The sequence below is a fragment of the Idiomarina sp. MD25a genome (assembly GCF_001870515.1).
Lineage (GTDB): Bacteria > Pseudomonadota > Gammaproteobacteria > Enterobacterales > Alteromonadaceae > Idiomarina.
Map to the genome: position 1 here is coordinate 111,006 of NZ_MDGT01000004.1, position 17,056 is coordinate 128,061.

The 17,056-nt window shown below is 47.5% G+C and carries 13 protein-coding genes and 1 rRNA gene; 9 read left to right on the forward strand and 5 right to left on the reverse strand.

Going from position 1 to position 17,056, the window contains the following annotated elements; all coding sequences use genetic code 11:
- Positions 1 to 255: 255 nt before the first annotated feature.
- The 9 genes from BFR57_RS10770 (at position 256) to nspC (ending at position 13,091) form a co-directional block, all read left to right on the forward strand.
- Positions 256 to 1,698 carry an NAD-dependent succinate-semialdehyde dehydrogenase gene (locus BFR57_RS10770; RefSeq protein WP_083405127.1) on the forward strand — a complete coding sequence of 481 codons (1,443 nt, stop codon included), beginning with the start codon at positions 256 to 258 and terminating at the stop codon, positions 1,696 to 1,698.
- Positions 1,695 to 3,080: an aldehyde dehydrogenase family protein gene (locus tag BFR57_RS10775; RefSeq protein WP_071464009.1), complete on the forward strand. Its 1,386-nt coding sequence runs from the start codon at positions 1,695 to 1,697 to the stop codon at positions 3,078 to 3,080. The genes BFR57_RS10770 and BFR57_RS10775 overlap by 4 nt, the downstream gene beginning before the upstream one ends.
- 72 nt (positions 3,081 to 3,152) lie before the next feature.
- Entirely contained in the window at positions 3,153 to 4,004 is an 852-nt protein-coding gene (gene trxA, locus BFR57_RS10780; RefSeq protein WP_006956118.1) for a thioredoxin, read from the forward strand.
- 53 nt (positions 4,005 to 4,057) lie between these two features.
- Positions 4,058 to 5,125, forward strand: coding sequence for a cell division protein ZapE (gene zapE, locus BFR57_RS10785; RefSeq protein ID WP_071464010.1), 1,068 nt, complete (start codon positions 4,058 to 4,060; stop codon positions 5,123 to 5,125).
- A gap of 167 nt (positions 5,126 to 5,292) precedes the next feature.
- Positions 5,293 to 6,711: a sodium-dependent transporter gene (locus tag BFR57_RS10790; protein WP_071464011.1), complete on the forward strand. Its 1,419-nt coding sequence runs from the start codon at positions 5,293 to 5,295 to the stop codon at positions 6,709 to 6,711.
- A complete protein-coding gene (locus tag BFR57_RS10795) occupies positions 6,702 to 8,471 on the forward strand; it encodes a GNAT family N-acetyltransferase (protein WP_143441092.1) in 1,770 nt (589 codons plus the stop codon). The genes BFR57_RS10790 and BFR57_RS10795 overlap by 10 nt, the downstream gene beginning before the upstream one ends.
- A 64-nt stretch (positions 8,472 to 8,535) precedes the next feature.
- On the forward strand, positions 8,536 to 10,686 hold the full coding sequence (locus BFR57_RS10800; protein ID WP_071464013.1) for a prolyl oligopeptidase family protein: 2,151 nt from the start codon (positions 8,536 to 8,538) through the stop codon (positions 10,684 to 10,686).
- 70 nt (positions 10,687 to 10,756) lie between these two features.
- A complete protein-coding gene (locus tag BFR57_RS10805) occupies positions 10,757 to 11,956 on the forward strand; it encodes a saccharopine dehydrogenase family protein (RefSeq protein WP_006956113.1) in 1,200 nt (399 codons plus the stop codon).
- Complete coding sequence (nspC, locus tag BFR57_RS10810) at positions 11,949 to 13,091, forward strand: carboxynorspermidine decarboxylase (protein ID WP_171903965.1); 1,143 nt, start codon at positions 11,949 to 11,951, stop codon at positions 13,089 to 13,091. The genes BFR57_RS10805 and nspC overlap by 8 nt, the downstream gene beginning before the upstream one ends.
- Positions 13,092 to 13,112: 21 nt before the next feature.
- Here nspC and BFR57_RS10815 read toward each other — a convergent pair whose 3' ends face one another.
- From BFR57_RS10815 to rrf, 5 genes are all read right to left on the reverse strand, one after another.
- On the reverse strand, positions 13,113 to 13,745 hold the full coding sequence (locus BFR57_RS10815; RefSeq protein ID WP_083405124.1) for a tetratricopeptide repeat protein: 633 nt from the start codon (positions 13,743 to 13,745) through the stop codon (positions 13,113 to 13,115).
- A 22-nt stretch (positions 13,746 to 13,767) separates the two neighbouring features.
- On the reverse strand, positions 13,768 to 14,529 hold the full coding sequence (locus BFR57_RS10820; RefSeq protein ID WP_071464016.1) for a type III pantothenate kinase: 762 nt from the start codon (positions 14,527 to 14,529) through the stop codon (positions 13,768 to 13,770).
- Positions 14,513 to 15,505 (reverse strand): bifunctional biotin--[acetyl-CoA-carboxylase] ligase/biotin operon repressor BirA, encoded by a 993-nt coding sequence (gene birA, locus BFR57_RS10825; protein ID WP_071464017.1) that lies wholly within the window; start codon positions 15,503 to 15,505, stop codon positions 14,513 to 14,515. Before birA ends, BFR57_RS10820 begins: the two co-directional genes overlap by 17 nt.
- 2 nt (positions 15,506 to 15,507) lie before the next feature.
- Positions 15,508 to 16,521 carry a UDP-N-acetylmuramate dehydrogenase gene (murB, locus tag BFR57_RS10830; RefSeq protein WP_171903966.1) on the reverse strand — a complete coding sequence of 338 codons (1,014 nt, stop codon included), beginning with the start codon at positions 16,519 to 16,521 and terminating at the stop codon, positions 15,508 to 15,510.
- Positions 16,522 to 16,873: 352 nt separating this feature from the next.
- Positions 16,874 to 16,989: ribosomal RNA gene (gene rrf / locus BFR57_RS10835) — 5S ribosomal RNA — on the reverse strand.
- Between the last annotated feature and the right edge of the window lie 67 nt (positions 16,990 to 17,056).

The window sequence follows — 17,056 nt, forward strand, 5'->3', positions numbered from 1 at the left end:
CCCGGCCACCATTATGCTTTTGAGCATCTCTAGAAATTAGGCTTACCCTTACTCGGTCGCAGGTTCATGTGAACGGATAACTGCGAGGCGCGAATTGTACCTAGTTATTGGAAAATTACAACTCATTTGTATACGTTTTATGCATTTACGCATAGATGGTCATTTATTTTTCTAAAAAACTGAACCATTCCGTTGGTTTTTGCCTACATTGATATACTAACCCGAATAACAGGAGGCGTTATGTCATCTCACTCTATGTCGTCACTCACAAAACAGGATTGTTTCATTGAGGGGCATTGGGTACCGACCGAAAAGCGGTTCGCCGTTACAAACCCTGCCAATGGCGAGGTAATCACAGAAGTGGCCGACGCCGACGGCGATCTCACGAAGCGAGCGATTAACGCCGCTGAAGTAGCATTGGCTAAATGGCGTGCCACATCCACTCAAGAGCGCGCAGCATTGTTACGCAAGTGGTATCAAGCCATCATGGACAACAAGCAGGCTTTGGGCGAACTGATGAGCGCCGAGCAAGGCAAACCTGTTCCTGAAGCTGTTGGTGAGGTCGAGTACGGCGCCAGCTTTGTCGATTGGTTTGCCGGTGAAGCGGAGCGCATCAACGGCGATATTCTACCGATTACCGATAATAGCAAGCGTGTCATGGTGATCAAACAACCGGTAGGCGTATGCGCCGCCATCACGCCTTGGAACTTCCCTAACGCAATGATCACGCGCAAGGTAGCGCCAGCGTTGGCAGCCGGTTGCACCATCGTTGTTAAACCACCACAACTGACACCCTTATCAAGTCTCGCACTGGCTCAGCTCGCGAGCGAAGTCGGCATTCCTGACGGTGTCATTAATATTTTACCGACTACGGATTCAAAAACCGTGGGCGAAATTCTGGCAACATCAAAACAAGTTAGAAAACTATCTTTCACTGGTTCAACGGGTGTCGGCAAGATCTTAATGAAGCAATGTGCCGAGAACGTTAAAAAGATCTCGCTCGAACTCGGTGGCAATGCCCCCTTTATCGTGTTCGATGATGCCGATTTAGATGCAGCCGCCGAACAATTGATGGCATGCAAATTCCGCAACGGCGGTCAAACTTGTATTTCAGCGAACCGTGTGTTGGTGCAGGATAGCGTGAAAGAAGAGTTCATTAAGAAAGTGGTCTCTAAAGTTAAAGCGCTTAATGTGGGTCCAGGTGATAAAGAAGATGTCGATCTGGGACCATTGATTGACCAAGACGCTGTCGATAAGGTTCAACGTTTAGTCATCAGCGCTAAATCTGATGGCGCAGAGATAGAAGAAGGCGGATCAGTAATGACCGATATGGGCGACTTATTCTATGCCCCGACGGTTATTTCGGGTGTGACTCAGGACATGGAAATCACGCAAGAAGAAATTTTCGGTCCCGTCATCGCAATTTCGAGCTTTGAAACTGAGGAAGAAGCGATTCAACAGGCGAACAACACTCCGTTCGGTCTTGCTTCCTACTTTGCCGCTAAAGATACTGCACGCATATTCCGAGTCAGTGAAGGGCTTGAATATGGCATGGTTGGCGTTAATACGGGCGCTATCTCGCATGCCTACAACCCCTTCGGCGGAATTAAAGAATCGGGTATTGGACGTGAAGGGTCAAAATACGGTATAGATGAGTACTTGGAAATTAAGACCATCACCTTAGGCGGCCTTGAATGAGTACGACCCCAACAATAGCTGAGTTATTTGATTCGCTCAGTAATACCTACAAAACCGGGCTTTCACGCCCGGTTTTTTGGCGTAAACAACAGCTAGAAGGCATTAAAAACTTTCTAAATAAGGAGCAGTCTTCGATCGAGCGCGCCCTCACGCAGGACTTGGGTAAACATCCGAGCGAAAGTCGATTAACTGAGCTCAACTATTTATTAAGTCACATCGATTACACACTGAAGCATCTCAATAAATGGGTTAAGCCGACGCGTGTAAAAACACCGTTACTGGCTTGGCCTGGCTCAAGTCAGCTCTATCCTGAACCACTCGGTACCGTGCTTATTTTAGGGGCGTGGAATTATCCCCTGCAGCTACTTATCGCGCCCGCTATTGCCGCCATTGCGGCTGGAAACTGTGTGATACTGAAGCCATCAGAACATGCGCCAAACACCGCAGAGGTCATCGCCAATAAGTTGGGCGACTATATCGACAACCATGCGATTAAGGTTGTCACCGGTGATGTCTCGGTTGCTGACGAACTTACCCAACAACCTTTTGATCATATTTTCTACACCGGCGGTAGTAATGGCGCTAAAGCTGTTTTACGTAACGCAGCGCAACACCTGACACCGACAACACTGGAGCTCGGTGGTAAAAGTCCGGCAATTGTAAGTGAAGATTGCGATATTGAGGTCACCGCTCGACGCTTGGTCTGGGGCAAATATCTTAACGCCGGTCAAACCTGTATAGCGCCGGATTATGTACTGGTTCAGGACAGCATTCGCGATACGTTGATAAGCAAAATCAAAGAGCAAATCGAACTGTTTTACGGCAGTGACCCGCAACAGAGCGATGATTACGGTCGAATTATTAGTGCCAACCATTGGCAACGTCTCGTAAAGCTACTCGACGACACAGACATCATCAGTGGCGGAGACTATCAGCGTAAAGATAACTACATCGCACCCACACTTATCAACTTAGATGGACTGGACAGCGAGCACCCACTTCATCACGAAGAGATCTTTGGTCCGCTACTCCCAATCAAATCAGTGACATCCATACAAGCCGCCATTGATTACGTGATAGCAAAGCCGAAACCGTTAGCGTGCTATGCCTTTAGTAAAAATAATCGCACCCTAGAACAAGTTAAGCACCAAGTCAGTGCCGGAAGCTACTGCGCAAACGATACGTTGATGTTTATGCTTAACGAGGAGCTTCCGTTTGGAGGCGTTGGCCAAAGTGGCATGGGTCGTTATCACGGTAAATTTGGTTTTGACACGCTCAGTCATCAAAAGGCAGTCATGCAACGTTCCTTTAAGTTCGACGTAGCGCTGCGTTACCCACCTTACACCAAACTTAAAGACAAGCTGCTGGCGTGGCTCAAGTAATGATGCCATTGAATTTTCAATGGGTTGCCCCGATGTTGCTATGTATTGATACATATAAATAAAGGCTGACTCATGGCACAAAGCAATATTGTCGACATTACGCTACAAAATTTTCAGCAAGTTTTATTAGAAGGCTCCAAAGAGCGATTAGTGATCATCGATTTTTGGGCCGACTGGTGCGAGCCTTGCAAACAATTAATGCCGGTATTAGAGCGTATTGCGAGCCAATACCCCGACGACATTACCTTGGCAAAAATTAATTGTGACGAGCAACAAGAGCTTGCCATGCAGTTTGGCGTTCGTAGTTTGCCTACCGTGGCCTTCTTTAAGGACGGTCAGCCCGTTGACAGCTTCGCGGGGGTTAAATCTGAAACTGAAATCATGACAATGCTCGAACCCCATTTGCCAAGCCCAGCCGATAGTTTTATTCAAAATGCACAACAAGCGCTTGCCGAAGGCAACGCTGCAGAAGCTTACACTCAAGCCAAACAGGCTTTTGACATTGATAATAGCAACATGACCGCCATCAAATTATTGGCAGAGGCAGCGGTCGACCACGGTCGTTTAGCACAAGCTAAGGAGCTCGCGGCGACGATCCCAATGGTCGAGCAAGATAGTGACTATCAACGGATCATGAGCAAAATCGAACTCGCTGAAGATAGCGCCGACTCGCCAGAGATTAAAGCACTACAAGCGCAGGTCGAGGAAGAGCCAGATAATAGCGAATTAAAAATCAAACTCGCGCTGCAATTGCACCAGTCGCACCGAGATGAAGAAGCCATTTCATTGTTATTTGAAGTGATGCGAAAGGATCCCGCACGCACTGAAGCTAAAAAATATGCACTCGACGTTATCAATCAATTACCTGACGGTGATCCGCTTGCATCGAAGGCGCGTAGAACTCTTTACAGCATGATGTATTAATGGCTGTTCACTAGCAACGAGTTCGGCCGGTTCCCTCAACCGGCCGCTTTTTTATGATAAAGACACAGTATCAAAGCCTTATTCACTCAGGAAAATTGCAAGCGGATGCACTGCAAGAATCGGTGTGCGCTCGTCTTGATATTCTGCGCCAGCAACTTGTTCAATCGGCGCATCCACAATCGGTTTATATTTACGGTCCCGTCGGTCGCGGTAAATCGATGCTGATGGATTTGTTTTATCGCAGCCTAGCCGTACCAAGCAAAATCAGATTGCATTATCACCACTTCATGAAGCGCATTCACGATCAGCTCAATCAACACCAAGGCGAAGCGGACCCCCTACTAACTATCGCTGACGCATGGGCGCGAGAATATCGAGTGATATGTTTAGATGAGTTTATCGTCGAAGACATTGGTGATGCCATGCTGTTAGCTAATCTCTGGCAGGCGTTGTTTAGTCACGGTGTCACCCTCGTCACGACCTCAAATACGCCACCGTCAGAGCTGTATCGGGGCGGCCTTGCACGGCACCGCTTTGAACCCTTCATTCAGTTGCTCGAGCGCCAATGCCAAATCATTGACCTTGATTCAGGTATTGATTACCGCCGACTAAAGCAGGGTGAAGCGCCGTATTACTTTATTGAGCAGTCAGCACAAGACTTTCAGCAGCAAGTCGCCGCACGCTTTGGTCAGTTACCTGATAATAAGCCTGTGACCATCATGAACCGCGAGTTACCTTGTATATGTCGTTCAGAAAAGACGATTCTATTTGACTTCGCTCAGCTCTGCTCGGGTCCAAGAAGCCAGCGTGACTATATGGAACTCGCGGAAGACTATAAGCAGATCGCCGTTGATAAGGTTCCACGTTTTACTTTTAAGCCGAAAAGTTCGACTCAACAAGGTGTCGAGGACGGCTACCAACGCGAAGCGACTCATCAACACGAAAGTCACTTGGATAATGAGGCACGCCGTTTTATCGCGTTAGTCGATGAGTGCTACGACCGCGGTTGCTTACTCATACTTAATGCTGCCGATGAGCCCGATCGCCTGTATCAAGCCGAGTTACTTAAATTTCCGTTCCAGCGCTGTGTCTCACGAATTATAGAAATGCAGTCTTGGTAAGACTTAAAGCTTCTTAAATTTCCTTATTAAACCTGCGCTTTACACCTTTAATCGCAGAACAGGCAGGCGCACGCTTGCCGACTGCCCTGCCCCTTGCTAGGATTGCTTAAATTTTTAGCTCGCAAAAAAGAGCTCGACAATAACAATTAAAAAGAAGAAGGAAACTAATGAGCGAACAACGCGATCAATTCAGTTCTAAGATCGGGTTCATCCTGGCTGCTGCGGGTTCAGCGGTTGGTATTGGTAACCTGGTTGGATTCCCTGTCGCTGCAACTAAAAATGGTGGTGGAGCGTTTCTTTTAATCTACGCACTCTTTGTTGCATTTATATGTCTGCCTATTATGCTCGCCGAAATGGGGCTTGGTCGCAAAGCGCAGAAAAACCCTTTGGGCTCATACTTAACACTAGGCAGCGGTAAACCGTTTTGGAGCTTTTCAGGTTTTCTTGCTGTACTCACGCCTTTCATGATCGCCATCTTTTATATGGTTATCACTGTCTGGATCTTCGGATATCTTTATCACGCAGCCATTGGTGACCTCAATAAATTGGCCGATCCCAGTTACTTCGGACAATTTGTAAATGACTATAGTTTTGTTGGCTTCCTCGTTGCGGTCACGTTAATCGTCAACGTGATTCTCATGGGAGGCGTTCGCCAGGGTATTGAGAAAGCAGCTAAATTCCTGATGCCAGCATTATTTATTATGCTTATTCTGCTGGTTATCTTTGTACTCTCATTGGATAACGCCTCAATCGGTATCCAATTCTATTTAGTCCCAGATTTCAGTAAAATTGACGGTTCTGTCATCAGTGGCGCCTTGTCACAAGCCTTTTTCAGCTTGTCACTCGGTATGGGCATTCTCATCACTTATGGCTCTTATTTCAGCCGCAAGGACGATATTGTAACCTCCGGTAAGCTTGTCGCAATTACAGACACCGCGGTCGCTTTCACCGCAGGCCTTATGACCTTGCCGGCGATATTCGCAATTAACCCGAATACCGACCCTAACTCACTTAGCGATTCTTCGGTAAGCATGATCTTTTCATTCTTCCCACAAATTTTTATCGCTTTAGAAGCATCAATTGGATACGTTGGGGCAAGCATTGCAGCCACCATTTTCTTCTTGCTCGCTTTTGTCGCTGCCATTACCTCGTTGGTTTCTATTATCGAGGTACCGACGGCTGCCATCATTCAACAACGCGGCATATCGCGTAAAAAAGCGTTATCTATTATGTGTGTTGCGACCACAGTACTCACAATTATCGCAGCCACTTCATTTGGATTTATACCAGCATTTACCGAATTTGTTAGCTACGGCGGTGTAACCAAATCTGTCTTTGATGTCATTTACGATGTGTTTTATGACACCATTTTACCGCTTAACGGTTTGCTCATTTGCTTATTTGTTTGGTGGCACTGGCGGTATAGCAGCCTTGAAAAAGAGTTATCTGAGGGTAATAGCAATTACCCCAATACCTTCTTAGCTAAATACGTACGTGTGTCCATTACCACCTTTATTCCAGCTATCCTATTTGTGGTATTCATCAACACCGTATTAAGCAAATTCTTTGGTATCACGTGGTTCTAGAACATACTGACTTTAGACAGTTACGTATCGTTTCAGATGGGGCTCTTTTGAGCCCCTCTTTCGAAATATGCCCCAACAACCTTTCGCTTTATTTATCTGACTCTGATACAGCAGCCCATGCGGCCAGCAACCGTTATAGAGACTATCTTGGACACGAGTTCAACCAGGTCGTCATTGACTGTCGAAACCAACTGAATTTTGATGCCATAGCCGCTTTGTGTGGCACTTTAATCGCCGGTGGCGAGCTTGTGCTACTGACGCCACAACGACCTTCTCCCGCGTTAAATCGGCTCATCGATTGTTGGCAAATGCGTTCGCCCATTGAGACCACAAGCGGTGCTATACCACCTTCACTGCCTACGGCAGCCCAACAGGACCTTGTCCAACAGTTGCAGGACAAAGAATCCGTGCATATCGTTATTGCATCACGAGGCCGTGGTAAAAGCAGTTGTTTAGGGACAGCGCTTGCTCAAGCCGACAACGCAAGTCAATGTATTGTCACGGCGCCCAGAAAAGCTAATGCTCAAGTATTACTGAAGCACGCACCTCATGCTCACTTTGTTGCTTGGGACACACTGATCGAGCAACCTGGTTCAACAGAGCGACTCATTATCGATGAAGCGGCAGGTATTCCTTTATGGGCGATTCAAAAGTTGGTGCAAAAGTATCCCGCGTGGATGCTAGCGACGACTGTGGATGGTTATGAGGGGTGTGGCCGAGGCTTTGCTATTCACTTTGTTGAGTGGGCCGAACGGATATTTTCCAGAATCAAGGTACATACGTTACAAGAACCATTGCGTTGGTTAACGGGTGACCCCTTAGAGCATTGGCTACAGCAAGCATTACTGCTGAATGCGGCGCCTCTACAATTGACCCATTCAATAGATAGCGGCGTTTATCATGCGAGCCAGCTACCTGAGGATGCACTGCACCAAGCGTTTGAGTTACTACTCGAAGCCCACTACCAAAGTAGTCCAAATGATCTCAAACTATTACTCGATGAACCGCAGCATTATCTTTACTTGCACGTTAACAATGGCTCTGTCATAGCGGTTGCTTGGCTCGCGCTAGAAGGCCCACTGGCAGATGATCTCGCTTTGCAAGTGCAATTAGGCAAACGACGTCCAGCTGGAAATTTATTGCCTCAAAGTCTCAGTTACTTCATGCAAAGTCCGCGTCTAGCGACATTACGATGGTGCCGAGTGAGTAGAGTCGCCGTCCAAGAAAGTCACCGTCGACAACATATCGCCTCGAATGTACTTAATGCCGTTCGACGCTGGGCAGCAACGCAAAACGTGCATGCGCTCGGTACAAGCTTTGGTTACGATCCAGGTTTAGCTCAGTTTTGGCGTGCCAACGGCTACCACCTGGTCCGACTCAGTAGTAAGCAAGATCGCGTCAGCGCTCGCTATGCTTCGCTTTGGGTCTTCCCAATAACAGCTGAAGCTGAAGCGTTGTGTGCGTCTCTTTGTGAATGGGGAGCAGCGCAACAACGTTGGTGGTTTAACGGGCAGATTCCATCAAACACACTCGACGCTACCACAAACGCTTTACTCAGCGCCTTTAAAGAAGCCATTTTGCCGCTAGACAGTGTGCTATTTGCCTGTGCGTTAGTCAGCAACCATGATGCGCTCACATTTACTCCATCTGACTTTGCCGTTCCTCAAAACGCGATGCAGTCACTCAAACATACTTATAAAGCAGACTCCTTCAAACAACTCAGCGCACTAATGCGTTCAGATATCGCTAAAATTCTGTAAAGCGATTGAGTCACTGAGTCAGGGTTCATAGAATAGTACGTTCATTTCACCAAAGGGATATCCTATGAAGCACACACGGTTTGCTAGCCTGTTAATTTTCGCTTTAGTCTCAGCGTGCTCGAGCCAGAACGAAAAACCAGCAGCCAAGCCTGAGAATCCCTATGGCTATCCCACTCTTGCCTCAAAATCCGTGACCGATAACTATCACGGCGAAGAAGTCACTGACGACTTTCGCAGCCTAGAAGATGAACAGCACTCGGAAGTCATAAAGTGGCTGGCGGCAGAGGACCGTTATACAGAACAACGCTTAGGTCAGTTAAGCAGCGCTGAGTTTATTCGACAACGGCTGACCGAGTTATCAAATTACGAACGTACCAGTGCGCCTACCGAAGTCGCTGGACATTGGTTCTATCTGCAAAACGATGGCTTGCAAGATCAGTCGGTACTCTACGTGCGTCAATCAGACTCGGGCGCACCACATATCGTGGTCGATCCCAACCAACTTGATCCCTCTGGCACTACCTCGATTCACGACTATAGTGTATCGCCTGACGGCATGACTATCGCTTACTCGTTAAGTCAGCAGGGCAGCGACTGGGTCGATTGGTACATCACGCCAGTTGCCGAGCCAAAACCGCCCGAACAACCAGTGATCAGTGGTGTGAAGTTTACTCCACTCGCCTGGACTATGGACTCGAAAGGGTTTTACTACAGTCGCTATCCGCAAAGCAGTGATGGCGGTTATGATGGCCAAGCACCGGTTCAAACATACTTCCATAAGCTAGGTTCTGCACAAACGCAAGACAAACGGATTGCAACCGGGATAGAAAATGACAGCTATATCTATACGTTACCCGATACCTCAGCATTATTAATCAAGGAGACGTCTGGCTTTGACAAAAATCGTTGGTACTTACTGGCTGATGTAAAGCAGCCCAGCGAACTGATTGCCATAAACTTTCCTGATAATGAATTTGCCTCGTTTATCGGCCGCAGCGGACAATCACTTATATTTCAACTGCGGGGCAAGCAAGGTCGAGGGTTACTCGCTGCATTAGACATCCAGCAACCGCGGCACTCTCAGAAAATCGTGGTAGAGGAACAACAGCAAACGTTAGCTGACGCCGTTGTGATTGATGATCAGATCATTGCTCATTATTTAGATAACGCTCAGTCACGCTTAGTCATTTTTAACCAAGAAGGACACGTGTTAAGAGAGTTAGCGCTACCTGGGCAGGGTCATATTTCGGAGCTCACAGCAGATAAAGTCGGGCGCGAGGCTTTCTTTAAATTTGAACAGTTCACTCAACCTGGCAGCATCTATCGCTACCAAGCAGAACAGCAACGCACGACACTTTGGCGTTCGTTCAAACAGCCGGCAGGCGTCGACAGCTATCAAGCTAAGCAAGTTACCTACACTTCATCTGATGGCCAGCGGGTCCCTATGTTTATCGTTGGCAAAGATGTTGCGTCCGCACCCACGGCTCGCCCAACGCTGCTCATCGCCTACGGTGGTTTTGGTATCTCGATGCTTCCTACATACAACCCTGCTTGGTTGACGTGGCTGGAGCTCGGTGGTCAAGTGGCTATAGCCAATGTTCGCGGTGGGGGCGAGTTTGGCGAACAATGGCACGACGCGGGTCGATTAGCTGGTAAGCTACAGGCCATTCGCGACATTAAAGGCGCCGCCCAATATCTGCTCAACAACCAATACACCACGCGCGATCAGATAGCATTTTACGGTCGCAGCAACGGCGCAATGCTTGGCGCTGCGGTGATGGTCGATTCGCCAGAGTTGTTTAACGTCGCGTTACTTGATAATGGCTTATTTGACATGCTGCGCTATCAAACAGCCAACGCGAACGCCAAAGCGTGGGCGACCGAATATGGACTGAGTAGCGATGCGTCGCAATTCAATACGCTCTATAACTATTCGCCACTGCACAATATCGAAAAAGCAAGCTGTTATCCGGCGACTATTGTCAGCACATCCCAAAACAATACTCGCGTTGCACCTTGGCACAGCTATAAGCTTGCTGCAGCTTTGCAACGCGCGCAAAACTGCGACAAACCGATACTGCTGCTTACACAGCCTTCTGCTGGTCACTTAAATGATCGACCAACATGGATGACCATCGAACACGTCAGCAAGCTTTGGACATTTGCGGCAAATAAGCTCAACATGACAGTTACACAAGGCAAAGATAGCGAATGAAGCACTGATAATTTTATGCTATCTTTCGCAGCAAGAAATGATACTGCATTTACGATAGAGGATAGAGCGAATGTCTAAGGTTTTAATCATTGGCGCGGGCGGTGTTGCCGGCGTAGTTGTACAAAAATGTGCCAAGCTGCCAGAAGTGTTCTCAGAAATTCATTTGGCAAGCCGTACCCTTTCTAAGTGTGAAGCCTTGCAGGAACAAGCCGGCGCCGATCGCGTAGTGGGTGTGTATCAGGTCGACGCTGACGATTCTGCTAAAGTCGCGGATCTGATTCGCCAAGTGCAGCCTAAACTAGTGATCAACGTAGCCCTGCCATACCAAGACTTACCAATCATGGATGCGTGTTTGGAAACCGGCGTGCACTACCTCGACACCGCTAACTATGAACCAAAAGATGAAGCTAAATTCGAATACTCTTGGCAATGGGCTTATCAAGAACGCTTCAAAGAGAAGGGTCTGATGGCGCTGTTAGGCGCGGGATTCGATCCGGGTGTGACTAACGTATTCACAGCCTACGCTGCTAAACACTACTTTGACGAGATTCATTATCTCGATATCGTCGATTGTAATGGCGGTGACCACGGGCAAGCCTTTGCGACCAACTTTAATCCAGAAATCAATATTCGTGAAATCACGCAAAAAGGTAAGTTCTGGGAAAATGGCGAATGGCACGAAACCGATCCAATCAGCGTCCGCAAGGATTTAGATTATCCCAATGTTGGCGAACGTCCTTCTTATCTGCTGTATCACGAAGAGCTTGAATCTTTGGTTAAGCACTTCCCAACCATCAAGCGCGCGCGTTTCTGGATGACCTTTGGCGATCAATACTTGACGCATTTGCGTGTGTTGGAGAATGTTGGCATGACTTCAATCAAGCCCGTTCAGTTCCAAGGACAAGACATCGTGCCGCTTGAGTTTCTGAAGGCCGTATTGCCTAACCCAGGCTCATTAGCTGAAGGCTACACCGGTAAAACTTGTATTGGTACCTATGTAACAGGTATGAAAGATGGCAAAGAGAAAACCATCTTTATTTACAATAACTGTGACCATGCTGAAACGAACAAAGAAGTGGGCGCACAAGCGGTCTCATACACTACTGGCGTACCGGCTATGATTGGCGCGGCGATGATGTTGCAAGGCGAATGGATGAAACCAGGCGTTTGGAACATGGAACAATTCGACCCAGATGAATTCATGAATCGCCTCAATCAGTATGGCTTGCCTTGGCACGTTACTGAGTGTGAGCAGCCTTTTGGTGAGTAATATGAACAAGTATCTGCGTGAGGATATACCCTCGCCTTGTTACGTACTCGACGAAGCATTGCTGCGTAACAATCTAGAGTTGATGAAACGTGTGCAAGAAGAAAGTGGCGCCAGTATCATTCTGGCGCTTAAGGGCTACTCGATGTGGTCTGCTTTTCCGCTTATCAAGCAGTATTTGAAAGGATGTACAGCAAGCTCGGTTTGGGAAGCTCAACTCGCTGCCGATAAGTTCGGCAGCGAAGTCCATGCTTATGCTCCAGCCTACAAGGCTGAGGATATCAAACAGTTGTTGCCGATTGTTAATCACATCTCTTTTAATAGCATCTCGCAATGGGAAGCCTACGCCGACCAAGCAAAGGCGGCAGGCGTATCTGTTGGTTTGCGGGTCAATCCCGAACACCAAGAGGCCGATACCGAACTCTATGATCCTAGCGCACCGGGATCGCGACTGGGTGTACGCGCAAGTGAGCTTGAAAACGTCTCGCTAGACGATGTCGAAGGCATACACGTACACAACTTATGTGAATGCGATTCCTATGCTTTAGAGCGGACGCTCGCTGCAGTAGAGAGTAAGTTTGGCAATTTGTTGCATCAGGTGAAGTGGTTAAACCTGGGCGGCGGTCATTTAATGACGCGCGAAGGGTATGATGTTGACCATCTAATTAGCCAGTTGCAACGGTTAAAAGCGACTTACAACTTGGACATTATTTTAGAACCCGGGTCAGCAGTTGCTTGGCAAACAGGTCCATTGGTCTGTGAAGTGGTGGATGTTGTCGAGAACCAAGGTTCTATCGCACTGTTAGACATCTCGGCTACTGCGCACATGCCAGACGTTCTTGAAATGCCATACCGACCGCATATCGAAGGTGCAGGGTTACCTGCTGATAAACCTTACCGATACCGCCTCGGTGGCAACAGTTGTTTGGCAGGTGACGTCATCGGCGAATACAGCTTTGATGAGCCGTTAAAAGCCGGCGACCGATTAGTCTTTGCTGACATGATGCATTACACCATGGTAAAAACAACGTTCTTTAATGGTGTACAACATCCAGATATTGGCATTCTGCGTGAAGACGGCAACTTTGATGTTGTCCGACACTTCACCTATGACGATTTCCGCTCACGACTATCTTGAATCAGTTCATTAAAAAAGCCCCTAATTTAAGGGGCTTTTTGCATCTTCAACGACCGAAGGTGGCATTAGCTGCTCGAGCTGGCTCATCCGTTTTGTAATCGCCTGATGCGTCGATTCATTAGCGGTTACCGCATGGTGTAACCATCGATAGGCGTTTTTAAAGTCGTAGGGACTTCCCTGACCTGCAATCAAGATATCGGCAAGCCGCAATTGTGCGGGTATATTCCCGAGTGAAGCAGCCTCCCGCAGATACAATATCGCTCTATCAACGTCTTTTTGTACCAGAGTACCTTGGTGATAATAACGTCCCAATTGCTCAAGTGCTGCAATAAGACCTTGCTGTGCAGCCTTTTCCATATAGAGAATACCCAACGCCTCATCTTGTTCATAGCAAATTCCCCAAGCGAGCATATCACCGTATAGAAACTGATATGTCGGACGTTGTTCAATATCGGCTTGTGCTTCGATATCCTGAACTAGCTGGCAACGGTCTTGTTTCTCTACACGATTCAAGTGCGTGTTATTAGCAAACATATCGACCAGATCGGCATCACTGTAAAGTTGAACCGCCTCAAGCTCTCCGCCCTGTTCCTGTGCTACAACAGAGCCAGAGCAAAAGACAGTCAACGCGACTACGATAAAGAACTGCCTCATCATCCTACCTTAAAGCCAATGTTTATAACTCATTATCGGCAGCGACAAGCAAACCCTTAAATACTAAATCATCTTTTCGAATATAGTTAATAGGTTCTAAACGGCTCACAGATTGGATGAGTCGTTCGCCATCGCCGCCTGTTACTACAATATCAAACGGTTGGTCGTTAAAATGCTGTCGGCTTACGTGGAGCGCCTGACTAATTGCTCCCACTAGCGCGTAGTGAACACCATAACTCATTGCAGTCACGGTATTGGTTGCAGGCTCCCGGAAGCATTCCTCAGAGAGCTCACCCTTAACCAACGCCGTTTTTTGGTGCATCGATTCGTGCATTAAGCGACGTCCTGGCACAATCCATCCACCCAAATGCTGCCCCGCAGCCGTCATCCAATCGATGGTCATGGCAGTACCTGCATCGATGATCATACAATTTTTACGCGCTTCAGAACGGTAACCTAATAAAGCGAACCAACGGTCAGCCCCCAGTTTCTCGGGCTCTGAATAGGCATTTTTTACATCCCGCCAAGCACTCATACTGGCTAACCAATCAATCGAGATTGCCAGCCGACTTAGACCTTGCTCGATTGCCCGCTTAACTTCTTGGTTAGCAACTGAGCAGCCACACGATGACTCAATGTCACCCGCAACGTCTACTAACTCATTGACCCACTGGTCACTGAAAAGCAATTCAGTGTTAACGTATTTGTGTTCACGAACGAGTTGCCTATTGTCGTAGATCGCAAGTTTAGTTCGCGTATTGCCGCTATCAATAACTAGTCGCATCAGCAGACCTCACAGATATCTCGCCACCAAAAAAGCGTTTTACACCACCGTCTACCTCAACTAACAGTGCGCCTGTATCGTCTACACCACGACACAGCCCATCAACCTTACGCTCACCTAACAATAATCGAACGGGCTTGTTATCGAACTTATCGTACTGTCGCCACAATGAAGCAAACTGTGCGAAACCAGAGTTTTCATACTCTTTTAGCGTACTGACAAGATATTGATGTAAGCGACCGGCAAATCGATTCCGCTGTAACGGTAAAGGCAAATGGCTATTCACGTCGGTCCATGCTTGATCAATGGACTGCGCCGCTGTCTCTGGTAAAGTCAAATTGATACCTATACCAATCACACAACGCGCACTGCCATCATCAAGGCTGTCGATGTCTATCAAAATGCCAGCCACTTTCTGATTGTTAATGTACACATCGTTAGGCCACTTAACTGAAACGTGTTCTATATCAAGTTGTTCTCGAAGTACGCGTGCAATAGCTAGACCCACCGCTAGACTTAACCCCATAGCACGTCCGAGACCTTCCTCTAACCGCCAATACAAGCTGATGTATAAATTGGTACCGAATGGCGAGATCCATTGCTTTCCCCGCCGACCACGCCCCTGTGTTTGGGCTTCAGCCAATATTGCATAGCCCTGCGGTAATTGTTGGATATCGCTTAACTGTTTAAGATCGTCATTCGTAGAGCCTACAATTGAGCTCACGTTTAACATGCTTTCAGGCAATTGGCTTGTCGCTAGTATGTCTTCAGCATTGAGTAATTCAATAGCGGTTGCTAGCCGATAACCTTTGCCGGAAACTGAGAATACGTCAATTCCAAGTTCATTAAGCTTTTCAATATATTGGTTAATAGCCGCACGCGAGACTGACATCGCTTGACCAAGTGCTTCGCCTGAGTGAAATTCACCATCACTCAGTAACTTTATCAGTTGCTCTAGCCGTTGTTCGATTTTCATAGTCACAAGCCCTGGTAATTCGTTACATCATCAATGAGACCACTACGACCGACCATTCGGACTTCTGGTTCAAGCATGACGCCGAACGTTTGTTCGACACGCTGCTGGATTAACCGACACAACGCTAACACATCACCTCCTGTTGCTCTCCCTTGATTAACAAGTACAAGTGCCTGCTTATCATGAACACAACAGTCACCGCAGCAAGTACCCTTTAAGCCTAACTGCTCTATCAACCATCCGGCGGCTAGTTTATAGTCGCCACCAACTTCGAATGCGATAAGATGAGGAAAGTCTCTAATAAGTTGTTGATACTGCTCAGCGGAAACAACTGGATTTTTAAAAAACGACCCTGCATTGGGTATTTTATTTGGATCAGGAAGCTTTGATGACCGAATAGCAGTGACAGCATCTGCAATTTTTCGTGCCGATATCGAGGCGTGGGTCTTAAGATCTGCGAGTGCGGGATAGCTTAAATTAGGTTGCCAAGCTTTTGGGATATAAAAATTAACGTGAGTGATCAGCCAACTACGCGGATTCGTTTTAAAGACACTATCACGATAGCTAAACTCACATTCAGTGTTGGCTATTGTGTGAGACTCACCCGTGGCAATATGAACAGCTTCGACACTTTGAATATATTGACTCACCTCTACGCCATATGCGCCAATGTTTTGTACCGGTGCGGCTCCAACTGAGCCAGGAATCAAAACAAGGTTCTCTAATCCGCACATGTTTTTAGTTAATGTCCAGACAACAAAATCATGCCAGTTTTCCTGCGCACCAACGCGAATATGCCAGCCTGATTCCTTCTCTTCGCAGGAAATGCCGGTGATGCAACTCTTTACTATTACACCATCATAGTTATCTATGAATAGCGTGTTAGTGCCTTCGCCTAAGATTAAGTAATTATCCAAGTTGGCTACACTTCGTGCATCTGCAACGCTGGTAACGTTAAACACGTCCGAAGCATAATTATTAATTTTAAAGCTGTGATGAGAAGCTAAAGGCCACACAAAAAAAAACCTCAAATCCAAAAGAATCATCACATTATATCATAACGTCGTTACTTGCGCCTTGGGCGCACGGGGCGGTGTGGATTGTCGCGCACAATGCGCGACGTACGTATTGCGGGCGCGACGTGCATCTGGCGAGCAGGCATAAAAAAATCCCCCGTGCTTGCGCACGAGGGATTGTTTATTTGAAGTCTGGCGCCGCCACAGGCGCTCGCAGAGCTCGCACCGTTCAAGCGGCGTCTTGCCACATGGGTGGCAAGCCGAATTCCCGCTTTCACCCTACTCTCACGTAGCACACCACCAGAAAATAAAAAATCCCCCGTGCTTGCGCACGAGGGATTGTTTATTTGAAGTCTGGCGGTGTCCTACTCTCACATGGGGAGACCCCACACTACCATCGGCGCTGGTATGTTTCACTTCTGGGTTCGGAATGGAGCCAGGTGGTGCCATACCGCTATGGCCGCCAGACATAAACTGTCACAACATGGATTCGGCTGATTGTACTGCCACTCTCTTATTCAACTCGATAAAGCGT

Coding starts and splice junctions, on each gene's coding strand:
- BFR57_RS10770 (WP_083405127.1), top strand. CDS start 256: ATGTCGTCACTCACAAAACAGGATTGTTTCATTGAGGGGCATTGGGTA.
- BFR57_RS10775 (WP_071464009.1), top strand. CDS start 1,695: ATGAGTACGACCCCAACAATAGCTGAGTTATTTGATTCGCTCAGTAAT.
- trxA (WP_006956118.1), top strand. CDS start 3,153: ATGGCACAAAGCAATATTGTCGACATTACGCTACAAAATTTTCAGCAA.
- zapE (WP_071464010.1), top strand. CDS start 4,058: ATGATAAAGACACAGTATCAAAGCCTTATTCACTCAGGAAAATTGCAA.
- BFR57_RS10790 (WP_071464011.1), top strand. CDS start 5,293: ATGAGCGAACAACGCGATCAATTCAGTTCTAAGATCGGGTTCATCCTG.
- BFR57_RS10800 (WP_071464013.1), top strand. CDS start 8,536: ATGAAGCACACACGGTTTGCTAGCCTGTTAATTTTCGCTTTAGTCTCA.
- BFR57_RS10805 (WP_006956113.1), top strand. CDS start 10,757: ATGTCTAAGGTTTTAATCATTGGCGCGGGCGGTGTTGCCGGCGTAGTT.
- BFR57_RS10815 (WP_083405124.1), bottom strand. CDS start 13,745: ATGAGGCAGTTCTTTATCGTAGTCGCGTTGACTGTCTTTTGCTCTGGC.
- BFR57_RS10820 (WP_071464016.1), bottom strand. CDS start 14,529: ATGCGACTAGTTATTGATAGCGGCAATACGCGAACTAAACTTGCGATC.
- birA (WP_071464017.1), bottom strand. CDS start 15,505: ATGAAAATCGAACAACGGCTAGAGCAACTGATAAAGTTACTGAGTGAT.